Raw genomic sequence first — 23,718 nt, forward strand, 5'->3', positions numbered from 1 at the left:
ACATTCCTTTTTTTACTGCCTTCCATTCATAAGTTTTCCAAAACCGGCAACATTAAGAGTAATGCAGAAAATAATGGTGGTTTACTTATGAGGAATTGGTTAATAAAAGGTGAAAGAGGATGTCCAGCATGAGGTATGGGAAAAATCCTATTTTAATCCCAAAAATTTTTACTACAACAAATAAACAAATGTGCGTTGGACTCACTTTCTTAACCACTTTAATTGTTGAAAATATGATCCAGTATGGTATATCTTCTGGAAGAGGAATTCCGGGAAATCGCGAACATTAAACAGCTGTACCTGTTACAGATGTGCACGTGATGACCCTTCATTAATCGAACAAAAAATTTTAATTGGCTACGTCATGTCGACGATTGAACCAGAACTTAAGCATCTATATCCGCCAAAGGCTACAGATAGGAAAGATGCAATTATCTGGCTTCCGTTTCAAATGTAATCCAAGGGGCCACTCTTTTGCGAACTAAAATTCCTATCTCCTTTAGCAAGAAAAAGCACAAGAGAAAAAGGAAATGAATAACGCGGGAACGGGAACCCGGTTTTACAGCAGTCAATTTACCAATCATGAAACGGAGGTGAACCAGATACAGGAGCAGCCAATACCAGACAGATTGAAGATATCTCCATTTCTAGTGTTTTATTTAATAATGTCCATGCAAATTGGCATTGGGGTTCTTGGCTATCAGAGAGTCATCGCAAAGGCTGCAGGCTATGATGCATGGATTTCCATCTTATTTGCCGGGGGATGCATACATATCATCATTTGGATGATTTATAAAATTGCTGAAACGGTTGATGGAGATTTTGTGACAGCCCATAAGTACCTTACAGGCAATTTGATCGGCAAAGCAATCAGCTCCATTTTCACAGGCTACTTTTTTTTGTACGTCTTAGCTATAGTACGAACATTTATCGAGGTCATTCAAGTGTGGATGTTTCCGGAGCTTAGCACTTTCTGGTTCTCCTTTGGATTCATGATGCTCTGTACTTATATCATTTTTGGAGGATTCAGAACGGTAGTCGGTATAGCCTTTTTCGGCCTGGTATTGCCGGCTTATCTCCTTTTGACATTTGGCTGGGCCATTAAATTCTCAAATTTCTATAATCTCCTCCCTATTTGGGATCATTCAGTAAAGGAACTTCTCATCGGTTCCTACAATATGTCGCTTACCTTCATCGGTTTTGAGATTATTCCGTTCATTTATCCTTTTATAAAAGAACCAAAGAAATCCAAAAAGTGGGCCCACCTTGCTGTTTTTACCACTACCTTGATATATACAATTTTAGCAGTCATTACGTTTGCCTATTATTCGGAAGATCTGCTTGCTAAACAGGTCTGGCCCACTTTGACTATGTGGAAAATTGTTGAAATGCCTTTTGTGGAACGTTTCGAATATATTGGAATTGCAAACTGGAACTTGATTATGCTTCCAAATGTGTGTATTGCCATTTGGATTTCTTCTAGACTTATCAAGAGGATCTTTAATATTAGACAAAAGATCGGAGTGTTTTTTGTTGTCAGTGCTTTATTAATAGTAATTAACTTTATTAATACGCGCGAAAGGATTAGTATGGTTAATGACTTCTTTGGGAAAGTAGGATTTGGCTTTACATTCATTTATATCCCCTTGCTCTTTACCGCCGTCATGATTGCCAAGAGGGTAAAAAAGAAGGTGATAAAGAAATGAAAAGGTTTATCTTAATGTGGTTCTGCTGCTTGCCGGATGTATTTTCTATTAAGCTTAAACCGGCAAGCTTAATAATTTCCCGGAGATGGTGTAATCGCTTAAATCCCTACTTTCGCAAAGAAGCCGGCAATAGTATCCCTGCCCACACCTTTTATCGCAAACATTTGCGGTACACAGGTATTTCATCAAGCAGACTATCTATTTTTGCATCCAATCCTTCGAACTGCAATATATTAATGCTAACTGTAAGTAAATTCCTTCATAAAAAAAGCCGATTATCTTATTTAGAAAAAGGAAAATCGGCTTTTTTCTTTATTATATAAAATAACAATTATAGTCTGTTTAAAATCTTGATCATCGCCTGGGCGGGCTTGCCGGCTTATTGCCTGCTTGCAATTCTGTGCCTTGTCCGCAGCTTATTTTTTGCTGTAAAGCAGGAATAGTCCTCGATCGATCAATCATCTTCAAATAATTTTTCTCCCCGGTGGAGGCGCATTGCAATTTGTGCTGTATGTGGCATTTCTCTAGCAGTTGGGGCATGGCCTGCTAGATAACGTGTTACTGCGAGGATCAATGTTTCCTGTGCATATCTGGCAAGCTCGGAATCCTCTTTTTCCCAATGATCATGTTCGATCATTGCTGCTTCATACATTTGAAATGAATGAAACTCTGCATCCTCTCTTAATAAAGCGTGCCCGAGTGTATTGAAGAGTTCACTTTTGTCGCCGCCGCGTGCCAGGTAATTCACTACCCATCTTGCTGATTCTGCAACCTGTTGTTGTTGATTCATCATCTCCAATAATTCTGAAGGATTCTGCGGTTCAGTTTCCACGTCCTTTGGTTCTGGCCTTCTTGCAGATGGTGTATTGAGAAAACGATCAAGATACACACTCATTGCTCCATGGAAAACAGCCCGGGTCAATTCTGGTGTAGTAGAGCGGCGTAACGATTCATGTACTGCATGTGCGTGAGTAAAAGTATGAAGCACAGTAATCCAATCCCTGAAATCATTTTGTACATGGAAACGGGAAATCCGGTCAGCAGCCGCTAAAGTTACGATCTGGGCCAAACGGGAAGGAGTGACGCCGTTTTTTAGTGCATCCACCATCATATTTACCGTTTTTATAGGGTCATCTGCTAAAATTTGTTCAACCAATACTGCTTCATCTATATCAGCGTCGCCTCGTGATGAAACATTAGCAAGGATATCAGGTAATTTCGGGAACGCCTCCATTAATGGTTTGACCAAGTTCACAGGTGATTGCCAGCTATGGGATTCCTCACTGCGGGATACATCACCGATACCAGGTAACAATGATGACAATACATAGGGCCGATGCTTAAAACCAATCTGATTTAAAATCTCGAATGCTTTATTATGAAAATCAAGAGTATGACCTGTATTTACATAAAAATGATCCGTGACCGCTGTCATCATCATGTCAGCAAGCTGCTCGTTCGAGAATCCCAATTCTATCCCTGTCAATAGGACCCGCTCAGCTCCCTGTGAATCACGCACCTCCACACAATGACGATACCATTCTGATAATTGTTCGAATGATTGGGTATTCTTTTCATTTGATACAGGAAGAGATCCAAGTAAAAAGCGTGTTCCCATTCCAGAACTTTCCCGTGCAACATGAACCAGGCCTTGGAACAGCGCTAAAACCTGTCCGGTTTTATCCAATTTAGGCAATACATTTGTCATGGCTGTTAAAATGGTTAATCCCGATCCCCATCCGAGCCTCCGATGTGCAGTTCCGAAGTCGACGCCGATCTTTGCAATCTCAGTCGCTGGAAAACCAGCTTCCATCAATCCGACAACCGATTTTGCTATGACAAGACTAATATTTTGCTCTAGGCCGTCACGTAATCGCTGCCTCAATTTTCCGATTGTCACCTTATTAAAAGGAACCGGGTAAACCCAAACCTCTTTTTCCTTAATCTCGACAGGATAAGTAGGGACATCATCTGCCCATGGATCCAAGGTTCCACCGCTTTTTATATCAAAGCGAGCATGATGCCAGTGACACGTCAAAATCCCATCACATAGGCTTCCTGTATTTAGGGGAAAGCCCATATGCGGACAACGGTTATCCACCGCATAGACTTGTTTTTCGTAAACAAATACTGCAATTGCATGACTTCCACCTTTAATTACCTTTGCACCTTCATCTTCAAGCGTCTTTAATGAACCCGCATAAATCAATTCTGACAATGATATCACTCCCAAAAATGAAATTTCAATGGACCCTCTAAATAAGGATAGAGGGCGTACAAAAATTGTTATCTATTACTTTATATTATTGATGGAATACAGTAATCCTTCATTAGTGTGGACTTTTCTCATCCAAAAGGCTGATAGATAAACCCTAAAAGAGATGGATTAACTTAAATTCAACAAACTGTTTTAATTATTGTTATAACTGCAAAACTTTCAAACTCCCCAGGATTTAAGGCTCTATTGGCAAGTGGAACCGGAATTCGGTCATGATCAATAGATCCGCAGCTTTGCCCTCCAATACTAGAGGCTTCACGCAAAATACTAAAATAGTTAAAAAGAGTATCTTCAGGGGTTTTAATTAATTCTGCATGCACCTGGATTTGGTCGTAAGTTTTGTCATAATAAGGCTGGAGGTATTCCCAAGTGTTGGCGAACAAGATAAACGAAAATATTTATGTTGATAAGCAGTTATGTCCATTTGATTTCGCAGTAACACATTCATTACTTTCCTTTTATCACATCACATGAATACTGAATACAAATTTTTTTACATAATCATTAATTATAGGAACGAATTCTCAGTCTTTCGAAAGGCTTTTGTTTCATATGAAAAAGAGCTTCCCTATTTGAGGAAAGCCCCTTTTGTTTAAATAGTTCTTCACAATCTTTGTTTATTTTATCTTTATATTAAAATTTATAGAATCCAGGGCAGGCAATGCGATATGAAACCATTGTTTAAGGAAGGCTTAACTTGGCCATCCTACCCCCATCCACTGTATAGACCTGCCCAGTAATAAATCCTGCCTCATCAGCTGCGAGAAAGGCCACGAGCGCTGCCACTTCTTCGGGTGAGCCCGCGCGAGCTACGGGGTGTATGCGCCCAATGTTGCGTCTGAATGCTTCTGAATCAGGTGAGCTTTCGATGAAGTCGAGGTTTAGATCTGTGTCGATCCAGCCGGGCGCCACCGCATTGCAGCGTATGCCTTCATGGCCATGGTCAATTGCCACCGAACGGGTCAGCCCGTGAAGCCCGGCCTTCGAGGCACAGTAGGCCGCATGACCGGGGTTGGCGGCCAATCCCTCAATCGATCCGGTATTAACGATGCTGCCTCGCGTCTTGCGGAGGTAAGGTAGCGCCGCACGGATCAGCAGGAAGGGGGCAGTCAAGTTCACGTTGAGGTTGCGTTGCCAATCTTCAAGACTCATATCTTCGATTGAGGATTCAAGCATCATGCCCGCGTTGTTGATCAGTACATCGAGCCGCCCAGTACGCGTGATGACCTCTTTAATGATCTGCTCCGGTGTATGCGGATCGGAGAAATCTGCCGCAATCCAATCAAGTTCATCGTCCTCGCCGCGCTGTGCGGTGATCACAATTGCTCCTTCGTCGCGCAGCCGGCGGGCGATGGCCCGGCCAATCCCCGAACGCCCGCCTGTAACGAGCGCCACCTTGTTTTCAAAACGCTTCATTTGTTTTGTCATTATAATGTACCTCCTTATTAACAATCATGCCATTTATTTAAATAAAAAAATTCGTTCCCTCTAATGCTTATTCAATTAAACCTTACTAGGGAACCCATATTCCTCTAAGACTATTGACCTTTTCAGTTATCCCCAAATTACAATATCAATATATTCTATACGTATTCGCTACAAAGTTTATACTCGTTAGAATGAAGTGTTGTCCCCTTAACCATTTCGTTGATTAAGGTAGCAGGACGCTTTCCATTTAATCTTTCAATAAGAGAATTCGCCGCTAGCAGACCCATTTTGAGGCGAGTCTCAACAGTGGCAGATCCTATATGCGGCAAGGTAACCACATTAGGCAGTTTCAAAAGCGGATGATCCAGATTAATCGGTTCATGTTGATAAACATCCAAGCCAGCTGCTAAAATGCGTTTTTCTTTCAGAGAATTGTATAAAGCTTTCTCATCAATCACTGCACCACGGGACCCATTTACAAAGATTGCAGTCTTTTTCATCAAGCCGAATTCTCTTTCCCCAATTAATTTTTCAGTGTGTGTGGTGAGAGGTGCCATGTTACATACAAAATCAGATTCCTTTAACAGTTCCTCTAAAGTTCGGTATTCAGCATTATATAAATCCTCTGCTTCACCTTTACGGGATCGGGTATGATATAAAACTTTCATATCAAATCCATTGTGGGCCCTCTGGGCAATTACTGAACCAATCCCACCCATTCCGATAATTCCTAGTGTTTTATGATGAACATCCACACCAAAATACTCTTCTTTTATTTTGGCTTTCCATTCTCCGCTTTTGACAAACTGATCTAATTCCGAAATTCTTCGTGCTGCTGTTAGCATTAATCCAAATATTGCATCGGCAACCGTATCATTAAGGACTCCTGGGGTATTAGTCGCCATGATTTTTCTTTTCGTTAGCTCCGGAATATTTAAATTGTCATACCCAACGGAGATATTACTGACAACTTTTAAGTTGGGGGCATGATCCAATAGCTCCTTATCAATTTTCATCCCTGCCCCTAATAATGCCTGCGCATCTTTTAAATGAAAATAAAATTCAGATTGATTAGCAGAATTGACGCCTTCAAAATAAACCACTTCATACTTGTCGTGAAGCATCTCTAATACTTGTTCAAATGTTTTCTGATAGACGATGACCTTTGATTTCATATGATTCCTTCTTCCCGTTCAGTATAGATTAAATTCTTTTATATAAAAAACCTTTTATCTGACTATTTCCCATTTTTTTCATCCGTACGGCTTCGATTTAATCCATTCACTTGTAATGATCATACTGTATACACAACTTTCCTTCCTTCGCTTTCTTCCACTATCCTGTAATAAAGGAAAGCGCCCCTGCAATCTGCAAGAACGCAATTATTTTTATTTACTGCCTAAATACAAGCAATCCCCATCCTCTTATTTTTTCTCAGCGAACTAAGCATGGCCGTTTATTATCAAATTTCCATCCAGGTATCAAATATTGCATTGCAGCGGAGTCATCCCTTGCCCCAAGCCCTTTCTTTTTATATACCTCATGTGCATGTTCAATTTTATCCATATCGATTTCAATTCCTAAACCAGGCTTTTTTGGAACGGTAATTTTACCTTCAACAATTTGGAAAGGCTCTTTTGTCAGCTGCTGGCCATCCTGCCAAATCCAATGAGTATCAATGGCAGTAATGTTTCCAGGTGCAGCAGCCGCAACATGGGTAAACATCGCCAATGAAATATCAAAATGATTATTAGAATGAGAACCCCATGTTAATCCCCATTCCGCACACATCTGAGCAACACGGACCGAACCTTGCATAGTCCAAAAATGAGGATCGGCTAAAGGAATATCAACTGCTTGTAATTGAATAGTATGCCCCATCTGCCGCCAATCAGTGGCAATCATATTTGTAGCGGTTTGCAATCCGGTTGCCCTTCTAAATTCAGCCATCACCTCTCGGGCTGAATATCCATCCTCAGCTCCACAAGGATCTTCAGCATAAGCTAGAACATCATGTTTATCCCTGCAAATTCTAATGGCCTCTTCTAATGACCAAGCTCCGTTTGGATCTAAAGTGATCCGAGCTTGCGGAAAACGTTCGGCCAGAGCTGTCACTGCCTCAATCTCTTCATCCCCGCTTAAAACGCCGCCCTTCAATTTAAAATCGCGAAATCCATACCGCTCATATGCTGCTTCAGCCAGCCTGACGATTGCCTCTGGTGTAAGAGCCTCTTCATGGCGCAGACGAAACCAGTCATTATCTGCATCAGGATCACTTAGATACGGCAAATCTGTTCTATTGCGATCGCCGATATAAAATAAATACCCCAGCATCTCAACTTCTGTTCTTTGCTGTCCCTCACCAAGCAATGCAGCAACAGGGACGCCTAAATATTGACCTAATAAATCCAGTAAGGCAGCCTCTAATGCGGTTACCGCATGAATCGTAATTCTCATATCAAAGGTTTGCTGGCCGCGGCCGCCGGAATCCTTTTCTCCAAACGTCTTTCTCACCTTATTTAAGAGATTATTATAGTTCCCAATTGATGCACCCATTAATAACGCTTTAGAATCTTCTAATGTTTTCCGTATTCCTTCTCCGCCAGGAACTTCCCCGACTCCAACGTTTCCGCTGCTATCCTTTATAATCACTACATTTCTTGTAAAATAGGGACCATGCGCCCCGCTTAAATTTAAAAGCATACTATCATGACCTGCAATTGGAATCACGGACAAATCTACGATGACTGGAGTATTATATTTTGTTTTCAAAGCGGTTACCATTTGTACACTCTCCTGTTCTATTAAACTATCAGCTTAGTTTGATAACGTGACAGAATCATCAGCGTCTGCCCTTTTCGTTTTACGGTAATCCAAGAATGCATAGATAAGAGACGCCACAATAAGGCCCCAAATGACAAGAGCAATCGGCCCTTTTGTAAAGAAAATCATGAGGTCACCGCTGCTGCTCTTTAAGCTATCTATAAAATACTTTTCCAGGTCTTTTCCTAAGATAAAGCCAATTAAAAATGGAATCACCTGAATCCCAATTTTCACAAATATATATCCTGCCAATCCGAACAATAATAGTGTCCAAACATCAAACAAAACACCATTATTGATGGCATATGAGCCAACCACACACATTACTATGATGATTGGATAGATAACTGATTTTGGAATATATACAATTTTCGAAAAATATTTGATAGTGAAAAACATAAGAAGAAACATAAACACATTTGCAATGAGCAATCCGTATATGATTCCATTCCACAAATCTGGATTGGAACTTATGAATAAAGGGCCTACTTGAATCCCTTGCAATAAAAATGCTCCAACTAAGACAGCGGTTGTACTGTCTCCGGGAATCCCCATCGATAATAATGGAATTAATGCACCGCCAGTTAATCCATTGTTGGATGCCTCACTGGCAATGAGTCCCTCCGCCTCTCCCTTTCCCAGCTTTTCAGGGTTTTTCGAGAAGTTCTTCGCCTGTGAATAAGCTGTAATAGAAGCGGCACTTCCTCCAACACCCGGAAGAATCCCTATGAAAGTACCAATGATTGAGGATCTAATCGTATTCATTTTTTGACTATTAAAAACTTTAAAAGAAAACTTCTTTTCATTGTCTTTTTGAAATTTAAACTTTTGATGAGCAGAAACCTTCATTCCGCTTTCCGCTTCTTCTAATATTTGCGTAATCGCAAATAATCCAATTAAGGCCGGCAGAAGGGAGAAACCGTAAAGTAAATCTTCTTCCAAGCCTGGTGGAACAAGCCGCAATTCATGATTATCAGGGAACGTTCCAATTAAGCTGATATATACTCCAAAGAAACCGCTGAAGATTCCGCCAAGCAAGCTTCCTTTGGAAATGGATGCTATCACGGTTAGGGCAAAAACAATAATTAAGAATTTTTCAACGGATGAAAATTTAATGGCGAAAGAGGCCAGAACTGGTGTAAAGAAATATAAAATGAGTAAACTGATAATCCCGCCTATTAATGAAGCTGTAATTCCTATTTTTAAAGCTTTCTCCCCTTCCCCTTTCTGTGTCATCGGGTAGCCATCAAAGGTGGTACAAAGCGAAGAGGGAGTACCTGGAATATTCAATAGAATTGCCGGTACTAATCCACCGCTAATTCCGCCAACATATAAACCGAGCAATAAAGCAATCGAATCAATCATATCTAACGTATAAGTAATTGGCAGAAAAATTGCGATTGCCATCGTGGCTGTCATTCCCGGAATCGCTCCGAAGATGATTCCGACAAAGACACCTGCAAAACAGAACAGAATGGTCACGGGTGTAAATAATTCTAAGATATCCATATAAATTCACCTGCCTCTACGGTAAAGTAATATTAAAAACTGTCCCAAACAAATACCAAATCGCAAAGGAAGTCACAACAGAGTTTAAGACAGAGACAATGATTGATTTCCTTTTTAAATTTCCAACAAATAATAGCATGATTACAAACATAAATAAGATACTTGAAGCTAAAAACCCAATAATCTCAAGTAAAAAGACATAACCTATGAGTAAAAGAATCGTTCCAAAAAACTTTTGTTTATCATAATTTCCCTTAAAGAATTTTGGTTTAAATGTAAAATTCCCAGTCTTTATCCGCTTCCCAAGATGAAGGAGAAACATCACGATTATCAGAAAGATAAGAATCTTAAACACCAGTCTTGGAAAGATGAGATGGTATTCACTATAGGTCATTTCAATCGTTAGCAGGTCTTTCAATACTGCCACCTTCCTTCTTTAGTGGATATTTAGAACAGCAAGGCTGCCTTGTTTAGACAGCCTTACGGTAAAGTGAAGTTATTTTGCTATATCATCCAAGCTTGGTGCATTACTTATGATATAACGCAATGTTTCTCTCTTTTCCAACAGATAATCTTCTGATTGATCGGCTGGGACGTAATTTGCTAAATATGCACTTTTCAATAAATCGCTTTGATAATCTTCATTTTCCACTGCTTCCGCAACAGCTTTATCCAAAGCATCTACAAAATTGGGATCAATATCCTTCGGCAGGATAAAGAAGAATTCTTTATCGAATACAAATTCTTTCCCATTTACCTTAATTCCCTGTTCCGCAAAAGTAGGGATATCATAACCTTCTACTCTTTCTCCAGCTGTCAGCCCTAAAAACTTCATCTTAATCTTGTCTTCTACGCCTTCCTTTGTGTACTCATTGTTGGAACCGATTGAACCATGAATAATATCAACATTCCCATCCCATAGTGCTTGATCCTTATCCTTCTGTGAACCAGTCACGTAAACTTTAATACGATCCGCAACTTCCTGGCCATACTCTTCCTTCACCCATAAATAATATCCGTCAAAGCCAATTTGCGATACTCCCCCAGCTTCAATGGCAACGGTAACCGTCTCATATGGATTATCCTTTAACCATTCAGCTGAATCCGCCATTGTGTTGAAGGGGGCATCTGCTTTCGCTAAGAACGCATTTCCCGGGTTGGTTGCAACCACTGGTCCAATTGTCCAATTCTCTAATTCATGTTCATCTCCAAAGCTGCCGTATTCTACTCCTAAATACGCCATATCATGGAAGAACATCACTTCGCTTCCGTCATTTTTTGACTTCGTTAATTCATTAAAAGCTCTTTCGCTTCCCACTGCATCTACTTTCATATTCGTATCTAACGTTTTTTCTATATTCCTGCTAATCAGGTCTGCAATCTGGTAGGTATCTCCGCCATTTGAAGTGGATCCAATCAGCACCCTTACTCTGGATAAATCAACTGCTCCTTCTTTACTGGCTTCTGCTTCTGTTCCACCCGTTTGGTTCCCACATGCAGCTGTTATCATTAATAGAAAGGCGACAACCAGGACAGATAAAAATTTTTTCATAAACACACCCCTCAACTTATTTTTTGTCAGCATTTACCCACAATGATCTGCCATAGAAGGTCTTCTAAAGCGCTTACAAATCCGATGTTTTGAGAGAGGGGAGTCTATGCTCCCCCTCCATTTGATTACTTAACAAAAACAGTTTTAATAGAAGTAAAGAATTCGATTGCGGCCTGCCCCTGTTCACGCGAATGAGAGCTGGATTGCTTCATGCCTCCAAATGGTGCTTGCAGCTCGACACCCGCGCTTTCCGCGTTTATTCTGACAAGTCCAGCATCCATTTCTTCAATAAAGGTAAGCATTTTTTGTATATTCGTTGTAAATATGGACGCACTTAATCCATACTGTACATCGTTTGCAAGTTTTAGCGCTTCGTCAAGTGAATCTGCCTTCATTAAGGCTAATACAGGGCCGAATATTTCTTCTTGAGCAATGGTCATTTCTGAAGTCACGGCGTCAAAAACGGTTGGCTGTACAAAATATCCCTTGTCATACTCGGGACCAGTCAACCTTTCACCGCCATAAAGTAAGGCTGCTCCTTCTTCTTTCCCCTTTTGAATGTAAGAAAGGACCGTCTGTAATTGTCCTTCACTCGCACTTGGGCCCATCCAATTTCCATCTTCTCGTCCATCACCGACAGTGATTTCCTTTACCTTGGCAAGAAGTTTTTCTTTGAACACATCATAAATGTCACTTTGAACAATCACTCGGCTCGTGGCAGTACACTTTTGGCCAGTAGATCGCAATCCTCCACTTATGGTTGCTTCAACAGCCAGGTCAAGATCTGCATCAGCTGCTACGATGACAGGATTTTTCCCACCCATCTCGAGTTGATATTTCCCGCCGCGGGATAAGACTGCCTGACCAATTTTCTTACCTACTCCGTTAGATCCCGTAAAGGTTACACCGTTTACATCAGGATGATCCGCCAACCCTTGACCAATGACTGAACCAGACCCTGTTACCAAGTTGATAACGCCTTCAGGAATTTCTGCCTCGGCAAAGCATTCAATGATTTTAGCACAGGTAACGGCTGTTTCAGTTGCAGGCTTGATGACAACAGAATTTCCATATATTAAGGCAGGTGCCATCTTCCAGATTGGGATCGCTACAGGGAAGTTCCAAGGAGTAATGACCCCTACAACTCCCAATGGCACTCTAGTTGTAAACATAAGCGCCCCACTGTCTGTAGAAGGAATCACATCTCCTACCTTTCTCATCCCCTCTCCTGCATAGTAACGTAGAATCGCAACTCCTCGTGCTGTTTCACCTTTAGCTTCCGGTAATGTTTTCCCCATCTCTCTGGTCATACATTCTGCCACTTCATCCAATCTGGTCTCAAGAATATCGGCTGCTTTATAAAGATACTTTCCACGTTGATCCCCAGATAGTTTCTTCCATTTCTTTTGGGCTAATTTAGCGGCAGCAACTGCATGATTCAGATCTTCTGAGGTAGAGCTTTGAACATAACCGACCACATCATCTACATTGGCAGGGTTGCTTATTTTGATTACTTCATTTTTGCTAGAAGATTTCCACTTTCCATTTATGTAATTCAAATAATGCTTCTGTTCTGTTTGAACTGCCATTTCAAATCCCTCCTATTTGTCATTCCTAATTTCTGGGCCTGAACCGTCCCTATTATGCTAATGTTTTTGTGTTTCTTGGATATTTTTCAAGAGCATTCTTTATAATTTTTTCCAGTTGCCTGAAGTGTTCTTTTTCCACAGGAGTCACAGGTGGTCTAACTGATTTGGAAACAGGTAATCCTGCAATTTCCATTCCTGCCTTAATCAGTGCAACAGCATAGCCTTTTCTTTGTTTTCGAATTCGATTGATTGGCAGAATCACATCTTGATAGAGTTCTTGAACAAGTTGCTGGTTATTGTCTAGAAGCGCCTCGTAAAACATTCTTGAAATATGCGGAATATAATTTGATATAGCAGATGAGTAAGAATCAAATCCTAAAGGCAAATAGGCAGGGTGGGTTACTTCGGCCATCGGCATTCCGTTTAACCAGCCAATTTTATCACCAATTGTTTGTGTTAGTTCGACATTCAGATCCATATTTCCAATGCCATCTTTTACCCCTACTACCTGAGGGAATTCGACCAGCTTTTGTAAATGTTCCAGCTGCAGAACGGCATTCGCCCGCTGATAGACTATAGCATCTAGATCTGTGCTGCGAACAATAGTTTTATAGTATTCATAAATACCTTCTTGTTCTCCTTCTATTAAATATGGAGGTAAAATGAGGTATCCATCAGCATTACATCTAGCAGATATTTCAGCCTTTTCTAATGATTCTGATAAATTACCGCCGACTCCGGTATAAACCGGAACCTTGCCTTTCACTTCTGATGCCGCTAATTCAACTGTGGATTCAAATTCTTTAGAGCTGAGGGAGTTATATTCCCCAGCACCACATGAGACAAAGATGGCTTCCAATCCTTCCTCAAGTAAAAAATGAATGTTTCGAGCCAAACCTTTTTCATCGATGCTTCCATTTTCTTTAAATGGTGTAACAGGAAAACCCAGTATTCCCTTTGGAGCCTTTCTAGTCTTCTCCATGCTATCTCTTCCTCTCCATTTTATTGTCGGTTTCTATTCTTCTATACTTTTTAAAGTTTTTTTCCTTACATAATCAAGGTGACGGTACATACTTAAATACGATTCAACTGGATCTCTTTTTTCTAGAGCAGCATAAATATCTTTGTGCTGTTGAACAGTGATTTCTTTGTTTCGATTTTCATATGAGATGTTTTCCAAAATTTTGTCATACATATTCAGCAAAGGGTCAATTAAACCTTCCAGCATATAATTACTGGCACTGCGGGCGATGATTCGATGGAATTCACGATCTGCCTCGGTATAATCACCCTCTGAATCCTCCATAATGAGAATGGTCTCTTTTAATTTCTTTAACTCCAGCTCAGAAATTTTCTCTGCAGCTAACGTGACCAGTCCCAGTTCTTGCGAAAGCCGTGTTTCTAAAATGGCTTTTATATCCCCGGCTGCAAGCGCTAACATAATGCGATACGGCTGGCTTCCAATTTTATCTGATAGGAATGTCCCTTCCCTCGTTTTACGGTGGATAATCCCGATTGTTTCAAGCGAACTAAGCGCCTCTCTTAAAACAGGTCTGCTTACAAACAACATCTCCATTAATTCCATCTCCGTAGGGAGTTTATCCCCGGGGTGCAGCTTCCCAGACATAAGTAAATCAATAATTTGATCGATTACCTGATTGGATAATGATTTTCTTTTAACTGATTGCATTTTTAATTTACTTGCTTTCTCATCCACGCTTACCCACTCCTTTCAAAAAGTATTGTCTTTTTTTAAAATTGTAAGACAAATAAATTAGTATGTCAATCTAATAAATTAAATTTTCTAATTATTAAACAAGCAATTATTAAGGGACGGATCCAATTCAATTGAGTTATCAATAAATAGTTGTCTTGCTAAAAGTCACTAATAATATCCACTAAAATAAATAAGCAACATCCCAACCGAAGTTGGAATGTTGCCAGTTTAATAAGTATCGTTAATCTAGCTTCCTGAACATCCTCTTTACTTTGTTTCTCAACCGTTATCTGCTTAGTCTTATCAGAATATTGTAATTCTTGTCAGTTTTATCCGCCCTGATCAACCTTTATAGCTGATATATCCACTTTCAACTAGTTCTTTAAGTCCCATAAACATTAAGTTCCAACCATGTTCAGACTGATCATGATACTCCCCTAGAGCCCTTTCAATGTCTGCTTTTGTCCAGCTTTCTTCTCGAGCAACGTGTATGAGCTGGGTAAAAGTCATTTCTCAACCTGTAGAAATTTCTTTTATCTCGACAGTAACTATATCTTCTAAATCACTAAATTGAGGCATCTTAAAAGTAAATACCAATTTTTTTGGAGGATCAATTTCAAGATACTCTCCTACTGCTCGATTGTCATTACCCTCTCTATGATCCACGATCTCCCAACCCCCTCCTACTTTGGGGTCATTCTGTGCGACCTTGTTCGTCCCTTCTAAGGTAAAAAACCATTTTTTCATCATTAGAGGATTCAACCATGCGTCAAAAAATCTTTCAGGTTTTACATTAAATTCTCTTCTCATAGTTAAAGTTTTAGTTGAGATTTTATTCATAAAATTCCCCTTCCTTTAATTTTAGTGTTCTTTCATTTTAGCTTTCAATAACTCACTTTCCAGAAGATTAAGACGATTGCTCCAATATTTCTCATAAAAAAGGAGCCATTCCGTTGCTTGGGATAATGATTCAGTATTTAAGCGGCAAATGTGAGTTCTTCCATTTATACTCCTTTCTACTAAATTTGCTCCCTCAAGAACCTTAATATGCTTTGAAATCCCAGCAAGGGACATATCAAAAGGCTCTGCTAATTCAGACACTGTCCTTTCTTTTTGCGCCATCATATGAACCATTTCTCTTCTTGTTGAATCAGCTAAAGCATGAAATATTTTATTTAAATTATCATTATTATGGTTAACCATGTAGTTAAATATAGCAGATATAATATTCACATTAAACCATTTGGTTAAATATAAAACCTTTAACTTATTTTTTTCTCCTTTAATATAGCCCGATTGTTGAATAATAGTTAAGACGATTCTTTCACCACCCTTACTCAAAAGGGAACTTTGATCATCTGTTGCAGCTAAATTAAATGATGCATTAAATTGTTATTAAAATACTAATATTCCCCATAAAGATAACAGAGAGAGAGAGAAATACTAATAAGCGTTGATTCACCTCTGCATGGATATTGTTTTGATATGTTGTAGTTGGTGCCCAAACTCCTGGATAAACATAATCTTCATACCCGTTTCCCCCTCCAGCGTTAAATGGACTGACAAAAAGAATTCAGCCCCCTATGCATTTTCAGCACTCGTACACTCTGACAAAGATACTGTTTGATCCACTGTACGACTCTTGCGTATTGAAATATATATCATATTCAAGAGTTAAAATATCTTAAGAAAAAGCCTCCAAAAAGACAGCTATTTTCTAATCCTCTTGCCTATACTTACTCTCCATTAAAGTATCCTTTATTCATTCTAATCACGATAATTTGTTGCCATTATTTTTAATAAACTTTAATTTCTTTGTCAAAAATAAAAACAGTCATGGCAGTATCCATAGCTATATTGATATCCACATTAAAGCTGACAAGCTTCGCCTGGACTAATTCTCCAACTTCTTCACTTCAGCCGAATCTTCATCGATTCTTTTTACTAATGTTGTCCTTGCCTCATAAACCATCTGATGACCTTCACTTGATTCAATCATAAATTTTTCTGTATTAGTCAGATTGCCTTTCACAAAATAAACGTTAATCCTTCTTAACGTTAAATATGATATAATTTTAAAAATGCCCAACACCATGTATACCAAGGGGTTGGGCACTTTTTTAATCAGGTTTATAAAAGCGTTAATTTGTATTATTCGAATATTCATACCGTTTTTTTACAGCCGTTAGTCATTTGCTCTTTAAATTGTTTTATTATATAAACAGTGTACGGCTACCACCATAATGCCATTTTAGAATTCACAAAAGCAAACTGGATTTTCTCCTCTAGTGATAAACATTCAGTTGCTACGCACACTCTCATGTAAAAAGCACAATCCACTCTTTTTTACGTTTCCTGGTCATCATTCTTTCTGTAGAAAAGTAAAAAATAAGTGCCCTTCCTTCGAGAAGGGTCATTTATACTACCGCAAACGCTGACCATAAAGACCGTATTCAACTATAGCGCCCGTTCGTATTATAAGGTCAACTAGAAATGAAAATATTTCTGGTTGACCAATCCTATTTTCCAGACTAACAGATTGCATTCTCCATGCCCTTCGTAAAGTATATATTTGGCTTAACCATAAAGAAAAAGAAGACTGAAAAGAGCTTTTACTCGTCACCTCTCAGCCTTCTTTAGTCTTCCCATCTCAGATAAAGTAACTTTTATTCAAGATTGGCATGTTTGCCATACATTTTAGTTGTATCCAGTTCTTTTTTATCCATGATTCGTAAAATCGTTGCATCGTAGAACAATAGCAGTGTTTGTTCAAACAATGAACCCATCGGTTGAATCGTCCTGTAGTCACCCTTTGCTTGGTCCTTTGGAGATCCAGGCATTTTGATGGTCCGATCTGCCAACTGTCCAATCCTTGATTCAGGAGACGTTGTAATAACTAAGATTGTTCCACCAATATTCTTTGCTTTTTCAGCAATGGAAACAAGGCTTTTTGTTTCCCCTGATCCAGAACAGATAATCAGGGTGTCTTTGTTTTCAAAATTGGGTGTTACCGTTTCGCCGACAACATAAGCTTCAAGACCCACATGCATCAGTCGCATCACAAAAGATCTTGCCATAAGCCCTGATCTGCCAGCACCTGCCACAAATATTTTTTTAGATTCAAGAATCTTATTGACTAGCTCTTCCGCCTCTTGATTCGATATATAGCCAGCTGCCATTTGGAGCTCGTCAAGGATTGTTTCCATAAAATTCGTTGTTTGCATTGTCTTTATCCTTGATGTATCATTTCCTGCATTTTTGCAGTAGTAGTTTTTTTATCAGCTTGTCCTGTAATGCCCCCACCAACAATAATAAGGTCAGGGGCTGCTTTTACCACTTCTGGAAGTGTTTCTAGCTTAATGCCGCCAGCAATAGCTGTTTTTGCATTTCTAACTACGCTTTTAATGGCTCTTAGATCTTCAAAAGAGTTCTGGCCGACAGCCTGTAAATCGTAGCCTGTATGAACGCATATAAAGTCAACACCAAGGGCATCCAATTCTTTAGCTCTTCCTTCGATGTCTTTTACTGCAATCATATCTACCAGGATTTTTTTTCCTTGCTTTTTCGCCTCTTTTACAGCACCCTTAATGGACTCGTCTTCAGCAGCGCCTAAAATCGTTATAATATCTGCACCAGCTTCTGATGCTTTCATAACTTCATATCCAGCAGCATCCATAATTTTAAGATCTGCAAGTACCTTTAAATTAGGGAAGGCTTCTTTGATTTCTTTTACAGCGCGAAGTCCTTCATTGATCACAACGGGTGTGCCGATTTCTACAACATCGATGTGTTCTTCAACCTCTGTGATTAGTTCTATTGCTTCCGGGATGTTAACTAGGTCTAATGCTAGTTGTAATTCCATTATGCCACTCCTCTATAATAAAAATTGATGCACAGTTTAAAAATCTCTATTTCATTTGATTTTTTGCATGTTAATGTTAGGCAAATAGAATAAAGGTCACTGTGTAGAAAATATTATAGTAGTTATAACAAATTTATGTAAGTACGCACAATTTATTTACATAGTGCCAAAAAGTATACCATGAGGTATAATTGGGGATGAGGTGATTAGATTGTCCCGTTTGGATGGTAAAATGTTTAATTGTGAAAAGGAATTGACCCTATCTGTAATCGGCGGAAAGTGGAAAATGATTATCTTATGGCATTTAGGTAAAGAAGGAACAAAGCGCTTCGGTGAATTAAAGGCGCTCATTCCAGGGATCACGCAGAGAATGTTAGTGAACCAATTACGTGAACTGGAAGAAGACAAAATTATTTCCCGTAAAGTATATCCTGTTGTTCCTCCAAAAGTGGAATATTCCCTGACAGAGCAGGGATTAAGCTTAATGCCAATCCTTGACGCTATGTACGAATGGGGCAAAGATTACATGAAAACAACTTTTGAAAAAGATACAGTAAAAATCAATTCAGCGAAATAACTTAAAGCTCGCCAAAATGGTGAGCTTTAAGTTATTATCTTTGAGCGCTTCTTTATCGAATCAGCACATTTACTAAATGCCTAAAGTAACCAGTCGAATGCTATGTATGATGTTGTATTAATTGTTGGAGGTCATGGGGGGGAAGAATTACATCGCATAATCAATTCTGTTTACGATAATGGAGGAATTGCGGCTGCTGAAGATCATGCTCCGGCCGCATACCGTAATATACTGGCTCTTTAAAATCACCAATATAAGCTCTTCTGTCTCCGCTTTCATCAAGTTCAACGGTAATGTCCGAAATCTCAATCGTTTCACTCATATTTTATGCATCCTCGTGGAAGATTTTAAACCTTTTATAAAAAAGGGTTTTTTAATGTATAAAGCGAACAACAGCATAATAAATGGCTTAGCACTTGCGATTGCCTCATTGTTTGTAACAATGTTAGTTTTTTGCCTAGTTCCACACTCTTAAATCGAATCGGTATATCAAAGAATTTTACCAATAAATTAATCGGATTCTTTTGTTTTATCGGTCTTGCTATTTTGATTTATTTAATTTTTTATTTGAATTTTTATGAATTCTTCATTTAGGAGTAACGGTTGTTACTCTTTTTTAATTTACTGATTCCACTTTTTTTATTAATTTCTTGTCGATTTGAGACAAGTTTTGTCGAAAAGATTCATAAATTCCCATTCATCTGTAATAATTGTTCCTGGACTTTTATCAATTAAAGGAGCGAATTAATGTGTAATTTCTGCCGAGAGCTTAATAAAAAGATTCAATTTTTAAGAAAAGTACTCATTGAAACTGGTATCAAAAAAGGATTGAAACATCCTGAGACTATAAAAAATAGTCAGATGTTGGACGAACTAATTTTTAGGTTCCAATCCAAATGTAAGTAATAACATTTAAAGAACTCATATTTTTGACCCCGATTAGGGGATTTTTTTATTTCTTAACTCCTCTATCATTTTGTTTCGTACTAATTATCCAACTATACATTAAAAAACTTGGATTTAATAAAAAACCAGTTGCAGATGCGAGATTGTCTTTAATTAAGTAGTCAATGAATTTTTGTCAATTCCCCATTCATTCTCAATGAAATTCATGTATAGAAGAAGTCAGTTTCAGTATTTAAGTGCATTTCAAGCTCCATCATCTTTCGATGGTCCGTAATACATATTTAAAGTTTTCCTTTGTTAGTATTCCTCCACTTTGATGCCTTTTGAATATTTCTTTCTCATATTCCACTCTTATACGGTTTGGAAATTAGATAATTGATGTTACATTTCCCCACCCTCTAAATCTTATTTCGTGTCAGGAGTGTATAAAGCATTTTTACCTGGACATACTATCTGCACGAGCAAGGTCAATCCACTAATTTTCCATCACCTCAATTAGGCCCTTGCTCACTTACTGAAGAAGGTGATACCATGCTCAATTGGATTGATCAATACACTTTAAAAAATGTATTTTTCGCAACACTTGGTGTTCCAAGTATATTAACAGCTTTTTGGCTCTTAGTAGTTGCTTGGACTTTTAGAGCCGAAAAAAAAGGAAAATGAAACTGGCTGCTTATTTAGTTTCTATGCATCATTTATCGCAAACACTTATTTCTCCTTTTAAGACAAAATTTGGATATTTTTAGCATTCTCACATCTATGAATACCATCTATTTCACTCCTTTGCTCATTTGTTAACTTAAAAATTTAAACCTTATTCTTAGATATACATATAGTGTATAAGCTCTTGTAGGTTTCACTCCAACTAGTTCCCTTTCAGGGGACTTTTGATTATTTATAAGCAGGCTCATAAACATTCACCTATTAATTAGGTCAAGCATATAGATGTATTAACTCCTTATTAAGAGTGATTCTTCTTCAGCACACTCTTCGGCCCATTAATGGCCTTTTTTGTTTCTCTTTTCTTTCATTCAAGCCCCAGCATCCTGCCACCGGTCTTTACTTGCTACAAAGATATCTAATCCGCCAAATCGACCTTTTTCATTCAGATGAAAAGCAACGCCAGAAAAGCCTGATCCCTGATAATTACAAACGCCTTTGAACTTGTTATTCTTCTGAATCAGCAGCCGTTCTTTTTCTCTGAAAAAACTCCATCTCCTCGCCCTGTTATAGAGCAATGATTTGACCTTTTAGGGCGTAGGTTGCGTTGAACCATTTCCGCGCGTTCAACGACTCCAATCCATTCTTTCTCATTATTTGATTGTATCGTTAGCTAGAAAGTTTCATCACCATCGAGATTTAGTGGCAATTCACGGCCTTCTAAATTTGCTGCAAGTCTTTCTTTATAGTAAATAAAATGATTAACATTTTCCCAAATTGATTTTGTTGTGTCTCCTGTTGGTCTCCACCTAGCTTGTTCTGCGGTGAGCTCTTCTATTGCAGGTTTGATAGGCGCATACCAACTCTCATTATCGTACATAGTATCGAGCATTCTTAATAGCAGGTCAGTTCGTTTCATTAACATCTTCTCCTTTAAAATTAGGTATCTAATAAGGAGTATTTCACCAAAAAGTAAGCAGCTCTCATTGTGCAAAATATCATAAGCATTTTTACTTTATAAATAGGTACCGGCTGTTTTATCGAAAATAAAGATGCTTCTCTAGATCTTTTATGATTTTTTCCTGTCATAAGCTTGGATACTTTAAAATAGTCGGGAGCATTCTAAGAAGGATAAGGGGGGACAAAATAATATGTCTTTAAAGAAGCAATGGACCATTAATATAATAATGATCTTACTTGCATGGTCGACAATACCTTTTCTAGGGATTAGGAATGTTAAAAGGTTTTTACCTGCTTCAATCCTTATAGTGATTTTAGAGGGAATAAATGTTCAATTTGGTAAAAAGTATAAGTGGTGGTTTTTTTATAACAACCCAAAATCATACGTTTCAGGAGAACTCCCTTTCAACATCGGGCCGCATTTAGTTGGTTCCATGTGGATATTAAAATTGACTTATGGAAATTTTAAACGTTTTATATTGCTTAATGCTATTATAGATTTTTTCTTTGCATTTCCACATTTAAGTTTAATGAAAAAATTAAAAGTTGCTACATTAGATCGATTAAATCATTGGCAATTTTTCCTTTATATTTTTTATAAAGCACCCATATTATATGGATTTCAATACCTTTTTGAAAAAAGGAATAATCCTTCTCTTATTTAGTAAAAAATTTTCCCTTGAATAATAAAAAGCTCCTCTCGATTGAGAAGCGAAGAGCTTTTTATTATTCTTAATTAACGAGCATTTGGAAATACTCTTCGAACTGTTTCAGTAAATTCTTCGAATAAACCTTCTATCGGATCCCCTTCATTAATTCGGTTTCCATAATCCTTCATTCGCTCTACAAAGTCTGGATTTGATGATACAAATACATTTTGAATATCTTTATCTGTGCCCCTTACTTTGTCTGCTATCTTATTTTCTAAACGATCTGTTACGTCTCCTTTTGCCCCATCACGCAAAACAACTGCAACATAGGCATTTCTATTGGTAACAATAACATTTGCTGTTTCTACTTCTTTGAGTTCTGAAATTCTATCAGCCGCCTCATTTGCCACCTTCATTTTGTTATCATTATTACGGTCAACACCGTTTCGAGTATCTAAAATGTTCATATCATTCTGTCTGTATTGAACGTTTCTAACTCCATTGTTATCACCATTATCCACCGCTTCGTTGTTTTGGTTGGCTGCACAACCAAATAATAAAGGAATTGGTAAAAAAGCTAATGCCAAATATGTAACCTTTTTCACAATTATCACTCCTAAAATTATTTTCAAGTATATGTTGGACAAATTTATTACAAGTATGTATGGTAATTAAATTTTATAATGAATACACTTTACACAAACATGTAATATTAAATCTTCAAAAATGAATTTTAAAGGTATCCAAAGAACAAAATACTAAAAGAAGCGATTTATTCAAGTTCCTTTCTTAGTGTCTGTTACCTTCAAATAATTATTTGAAGGTATCTTGCCTAAACTTTCTTTCGAATAGATATTCCTTTCTTATACAAGTACATAAAGTCATTGGGAGTGAAAATTTTGATTTACATTTATCATGATTTTGGCGGCACACATACTACTTCTTTAGCTGCTGCCTATCACCTTAACATTTTAAGTGAATCAAATACTGTACCTAGCAAAGATGAAATACTTGATGTTCCTTACTTTAACAAGTTAAAAAAGAAAGACGCCGGAAAGTTTATTTTTCATGGGGAAGATGACGAAGGAAATCAGGTTTACACACTTGGCAGGCGATCTTCAAAAATTGCTGTTAAATCTCTACATAACTTTTGTGAAATGTTAAACAGCAATAAACTGATGGAAGAGAAAGTTGTCCTCTCAAATACCTCTCCTGTTGTACCTTTTGCAATGACTTTAGGAGGCTTCTTCTCCCGAGGATTAGGAGTTGATGTTATTGGAGTCCCTCTTCTTGTAAATGGTGCACAAAAGTGTTGTGGGAATATCACACAATTAGTGAATGAGACAAAGAGGATTGCGAAGGAATCAAACAAATCGATTGTAAATATTGAGAATAAGGAATACCAAGCATAAAAAATGTTAAACCCACCCTGGGGAACGGGTGGGCTTAAATTGGACGTTTATTTTACTTCATTTTATTGTATTCTGTGGTCTTGTTGTTT

Annotated in this window: 23 protein-coding genes and 3 pseudogenes; 6 read left to right on the plus strand and 20 right to left on the minus strand. The window is 38.2% G+C overall.

Annotated features, from left to right (window positions below; all coding sequences use genetic code 11):
* The first annotated feature begins 602 nt into the window (after positions 1 to 602).
* Positions 603 to 1,706, plus strand: coding sequence for a GerAB/ArcD/ProY family transporter (locus ACR42H_RS15340; RefSeq protein ID WP_436376957.1), 1,104 nt, complete (start codon positions 603 to 605; stop codon positions 1,704 to 1,706).
* A 454-nt stretch (positions 1,707 to 2,160) separates the two neighbouring features.
* Here ACR42H_RS15340 and ACR42H_RS15345 read toward each other — a convergent pair whose 3' ends face one another.
* The 17 genes and pseudogenes from ACR42H_RS15345 to hxlA form a co-directional block, all read right to left on the minus strand.
* The gene (locus tag ACR42H_RS15345) at positions 2,161 to 3,924 is read right to left on the minus strand and encodes a Rieske (2Fe-2S) protein (RefSeq protein WP_436371612.1); all 1,764 of its coding nucleotides are present in this window, start codon (positions 3,922 to 3,924) and stop codon (positions 2,161 to 2,163) included.
* A 179-nt stretch (positions 3,925 to 4,103) separates the two neighbouring features.
* On the minus strand, positions 4,104 to 4,304 hold the full coding sequence (locus tag ACR42H_RS15350; protein WP_436371613.1) for a hypothetical protein: 201 nt from the start codon (positions 4,302 to 4,304) through the stop codon (positions 4,104 to 4,106).
* Between the two features lie 361 nt (positions 4,305 to 4,665).
* Positions 4,666 to 5,412, minus strand: a complete 747-nt coding sequence (locus ACR42H_RS15355) for an SDR family NAD(P)-dependent oxidoreductase (RefSeq protein WP_436371614.1) — start codon at positions 5,410 to 5,412, stop codon at positions 4,666 to 4,668.
* Between the two features lie 155 nt (positions 5,413 to 5,567).
* Positions 5,568 to 6,587, minus strand: coding sequence for a 2-hydroxyacid dehydrogenase (locus ACR42H_RS15360; RefSeq protein ID WP_436371616.1), 1,020 nt, complete (start codon positions 6,585 to 6,587; stop codon positions 5,568 to 5,570).
* Between the two features lie 259 nt (positions 6,588 to 6,846).
* The gene (gene gudD / locus ACR42H_RS15365) at positions 6,847 to 8,196 is read right to left on the minus strand and encodes a glucarate dehydratase (protein ID WP_436371618.1); all 1,350 of its coding nucleotides are present in this window, start codon (positions 8,194 to 8,196) and stop codon (positions 6,847 to 6,849) included.
* Between the two features lie 33 nt (positions 8,197 to 8,229).
* Complete coding sequence (locus tag ACR42H_RS15370) at positions 8,230 to 9,744, minus strand: tripartite tricarboxylate transporter permease (RefSeq protein ID WP_436371620.1); 1,515 nt, start codon at positions 9,742 to 9,744, stop codon at positions 8,230 to 8,232.
* Positions 9,745 to 9,760: 16 nt separating this feature from the next.
* Positions 9,761 to 10,171, minus strand: coding sequence for a tripartite tricarboxylate transporter TctB family protein (locus ACR42H_RS15375; RefSeq protein ID WP_436371622.1), 411 nt, complete (start codon positions 10,169 to 10,171; stop codon positions 9,761 to 9,763).
* A 69-nt stretch (positions 10,172 to 10,240) separates the two neighbouring features.
* The gene (locus tag ACR42H_RS15380) at positions 10,241 to 11,296 is read right to left on the minus strand and encodes a tripartite tricarboxylate transporter substrate-binding protein (RefSeq protein WP_436371624.1); all 1,056 of its coding nucleotides are present in this window, start codon (positions 11,294 to 11,296) and stop codon (positions 10,241 to 10,243) included.
* Positions 11,297 to 11,421: 125 nt separating this feature from the next.
* Positions 11,422 to 12,885, minus strand: coding sequence for an alpha-ketoglutaric semialdehyde dehydrogenase GucD (gene gucD, locus ACR42H_RS15385; RefSeq protein ID WP_436371626.1), 1,464 nt, complete (start codon positions 12,883 to 12,885; stop codon positions 11,422 to 11,424).
* 52 nt (positions 12,886 to 12,937) lie between these two features.
* Positions 12,938 to 13,867, minus strand: coding sequence for a 5-dehydro-4-deoxyglucarate dehydratase (kdgD, locus tag ACR42H_RS15390; RefSeq protein WP_436371628.1), 930 nt, complete (start codon positions 13,865 to 13,867; stop codon positions 12,938 to 12,940).
* A gap of 33 nt (positions 13,868 to 13,900) precedes the next feature.
* On the minus strand, positions 13,901 to 14,602 hold the full coding sequence (locus ACR42H_RS15395; RefSeq protein ID WP_436371630.1) for a FadR/GntR family transcriptional regulator: 702 nt from the start codon (positions 14,600 to 14,602) through the stop codon (positions 13,901 to 13,903).
* A 342-nt stretch (positions 14,603 to 14,944) separates the two neighbouring features.
* Positions 14,945 to 15,442: pseudogene (locus tag ACR42H_RS15400) on the minus strand (SRPBCC family protein).
* A 21-nt stretch (positions 15,443 to 15,463) separates the two neighbouring features.
* Complete coding sequence (locus ACR42H_RS15405) at positions 15,464 to 15,943, minus strand: ArsR/SmtB family transcription factor (RefSeq protein WP_436371632.1); 480 nt, start codon at positions 15,941 to 15,943, stop codon at positions 15,464 to 15,466.
* 112 nt (positions 15,944 to 16,055) lie between these two features.
* Positions 16,056 to 16,258 (minus strand): annotated as a pseudogene (locus tag ACR42H_RS15410) (N-acetylmuramoyl-L-alanine amidase); the annotation flags it as partial.
* 238 nt (positions 16,259 to 16,496) lie between these two features.
* Positions 16,497 to 16,769 carry a Na-translocating system protein MpsC family protein gene (locus ACR42H_RS15415; protein WP_436371634.1) on the minus strand — a complete coding sequence of 91 codons (273 nt, stop codon included), beginning with the start codon at positions 16,767 to 16,769 and terminating at the stop codon, positions 16,497 to 16,499.
* 499 nt (positions 16,770 to 17,268) lie between these two features.
* Positions 17,269 to 17,826, minus strand: coding sequence for a 6-phospho-3-hexuloisomerase (hxlB, locus tag ACR42H_RS15420; protein WP_436371636.1), 558 nt, complete (start codon positions 17,824 to 17,826; stop codon positions 17,269 to 17,271).
* Positions 17,827 to 17,831: 5 nt separating this feature from the next.
* Complete coding sequence (gene hxlA, locus ACR42H_RS15425) at positions 17,832 to 18,464, minus strand: 3-hexulose-6-phosphate synthase (protein WP_113885201.1); 633 nt, start codon at positions 18,462 to 18,464, stop codon at positions 17,832 to 17,834.
* A gap of 211 nt (positions 18,465 to 18,675) precedes the next feature.
* On the opposite strand from hxlA, the gene ACR42H_RS15430 reads away from it, so the two are divergent.
* On the plus strand, positions 18,676 to 19,041 hold the full coding sequence (locus ACR42H_RS15430) for a winged helix-turn-helix transcriptional regulator (RefSeq protein ID WP_113885200.1): 366 nt from the start codon (positions 18,676 to 18,678) through the stop codon (positions 19,039 to 19,041).
* Positions 19,042 to 19,201: 160 nt separating this feature from the next.
* Here ACR42H_RS15430 and ACR42H_RS15435 read toward each other — a convergent pair whose 3' ends face one another.
* Positions 19,202 to 19,363, minus strand: coding sequence for a hypothetical protein (locus tag ACR42H_RS15435; RefSeq protein ID WP_436371639.1), 162 nt, complete (start codon positions 19,361 to 19,363; stop codon positions 19,202 to 19,204).
* Between the two features lie 425 nt (positions 19,364 to 19,788).
* Here ACR42H_RS15435 and ACR42H_RS15440 point away from each other — a divergent pair, with 425 nt between their 5' ends.
* Positions 19,789 to 19,947 (plus strand): aspartyl-phosphate phosphatase Spo0E family protein, encoded by a 159-nt coding sequence (locus tag ACR42H_RS15440; RefSeq protein ID WP_113885199.1) that lies wholly within the window; start codon positions 19,789 to 19,791, stop codon positions 19,945 to 19,947.
* 531 nt (positions 19,948 to 20,478) lie between these two features.
* Complete coding sequence (locus ACR42H_RS15445) at positions 20,479 to 20,610, plus strand: hypothetical protein (RefSeq protein ID WP_258549840.1); 132 nt, start codon at positions 20,479 to 20,481, stop codon at positions 20,608 to 20,610.
* A 592-nt stretch (positions 20,611 to 21,202) separates the two neighbouring features.
* Here ACR42H_RS15445 and ACR42H_RS15450 read toward each other — a convergent pair.
* Positions 21,203 to 21,526: pseudogene (locus tag ACR42H_RS15450) on the minus strand (DinB family protein); the annotation flags it as partial.
* Between the two features lie 232 nt (positions 21,527 to 21,758).
* On the opposite strand from ACR42H_RS15450, the gene ACR42H_RS15455 reads away from it, so the two are divergent.
* Positions 21,759 to 22,232 (plus strand): hypothetical protein, encoded by a 474-nt coding sequence (locus tag ACR42H_RS15455; RefSeq protein WP_436371641.1) that lies wholly within the window; start codon positions 21,759 to 21,761, stop codon positions 22,230 to 22,232.
* A 71-nt stretch (positions 22,233 to 22,303) separates the two neighbouring features.
* Here ACR42H_RS15455 and ACR42H_RS15460 read toward each other — a convergent pair whose 3' ends face one another.
* Positions 22,304 to 22,822 carry a YhcN/YlaJ family sporulation lipoprotein gene (locus tag ACR42H_RS15460; RefSeq protein ID WP_436371643.1) on the minus strand — a complete coding sequence of 173 codons (519 nt, stop codon included), beginning with the start codon at positions 22,820 to 22,822 and terminating at the stop codon, positions 22,304 to 22,306.
* 294 nt (positions 22,823 to 23,116) lie between these two features.
* Between ACR42H_RS15460 and ACR42H_RS15465 the strand changes: the two genes are divergently transcribed.
* Positions 23,117 to 23,629 (plus strand): DUF3189 family protein, encoded by a 513-nt coding sequence (locus ACR42H_RS15465; protein WP_113885196.1) that lies wholly within the window; start codon positions 23,117 to 23,119, stop codon positions 23,627 to 23,629.
* Positions 23,630 to 23,718 lie beyond the last annotated feature (89 nt).

Source organism: Cytobacillus sp. BC1816, assembly GCF_051353635.1.
Lineage (GTDB): Bacteria > Bacillota > Bacilli > Bacillales > Cytobacillaceae > Cytobacillus > Cytobacillus oceanisediminis_C.

Excerpts from the sequence above, each read along its gene's own strand:
- gucD (WP_436371626.1), bottom strand. The coding sequence starts at position 12,885 with ATGGCAGTTCAAACAGAACAGAAGCATTATTTGAATTACATAAATGGA.
- ACR42H_RS15445 (WP_258549840.1), top strand. The coding sequence starts at position 20,479 with ATGCTCAATTGGATTGATCAATACACTTTAAAAAATGTATTTTTCGCA.
- ACR42H_RS15370 (WP_436371620.1), bottom strand. The coding sequence starts at position 9,744 with ATGGATATCTTAGAATTATTTACACCCGTGACCATTCTGTTCTGTTTT.
- ACR42H_RS15455 (WP_436371641.1), top strand. The coding sequence starts at position 21,759 with ATGTCTTTAAAGAAGCAATGGACCATTAATATAATAATGATCTTACTT.
- ACR42H_RS15355 (WP_436371614.1), bottom strand. The coding sequence starts at position 5,412 with ATGACAAAACAAATGAAGCGTTTTGAAAACAAGGTGGCGCTCGTTACA.
- kdgD (WP_436371628.1), bottom strand. The coding sequence starts at position 13,867 with ATGGAGAAGACTAGAAAGGCTCCAAAGGGAATACTGGGTTTTCCTGTT.
- ACR42H_RS15360 (WP_436371616.1), bottom strand. The coding sequence starts at position 6,587 with ATGAAATCAAAGGTCATCGTCTATCAGAAAACATTTGAACAAGTATTA.
- ACR42H_RS15380 (WP_436371624.1), bottom strand. The coding sequence starts at position 11,296 with ATGAAAAAATTTTTATCTGTCCTGGTTGTCGCCTTTCTATTAATGATA.
- ACR42H_RS15440 (WP_113885199.1), top strand. The coding sequence starts at position 19,789 with ATGTGTAATTTCTGCCGAGAGCTTAATAAAAAGATTCAATTTTTAAGA.
- hxlB (WP_436371636.1), bottom strand. The coding sequence starts at position 17,826 with ATGCAAACAACGAATTTTATGGAAACAATCCTTGACGAGCTCCAAATG.
- ACR42H_RS15415 (WP_436371634.1), bottom strand. The coding sequence starts at position 16,769 with ATGAATATTCGAATAATACAAATTAACGCTTTTATAAACCTGATTAAA.
- gudD (WP_436371618.1), bottom strand. The coding sequence starts at position 8,196 with ATGGTAACCGCTTTGAAAACAAAATATAATACTCCAGTCATCGTAGAT.
- ACR42H_RS15435 (WP_436371639.1), bottom strand. The coding sequence starts at position 19,363 with ATGAGTGAAACGATTGAGATTTCGGACATTACCGTTGAACTTGATGAA.
- hxlA (WP_113885201.1), bottom strand. The coding sequence starts at position 18,464 with ATGGAATTACAACTAGCATTAGACCTAGTTAACATCCCGGAAGCAATA.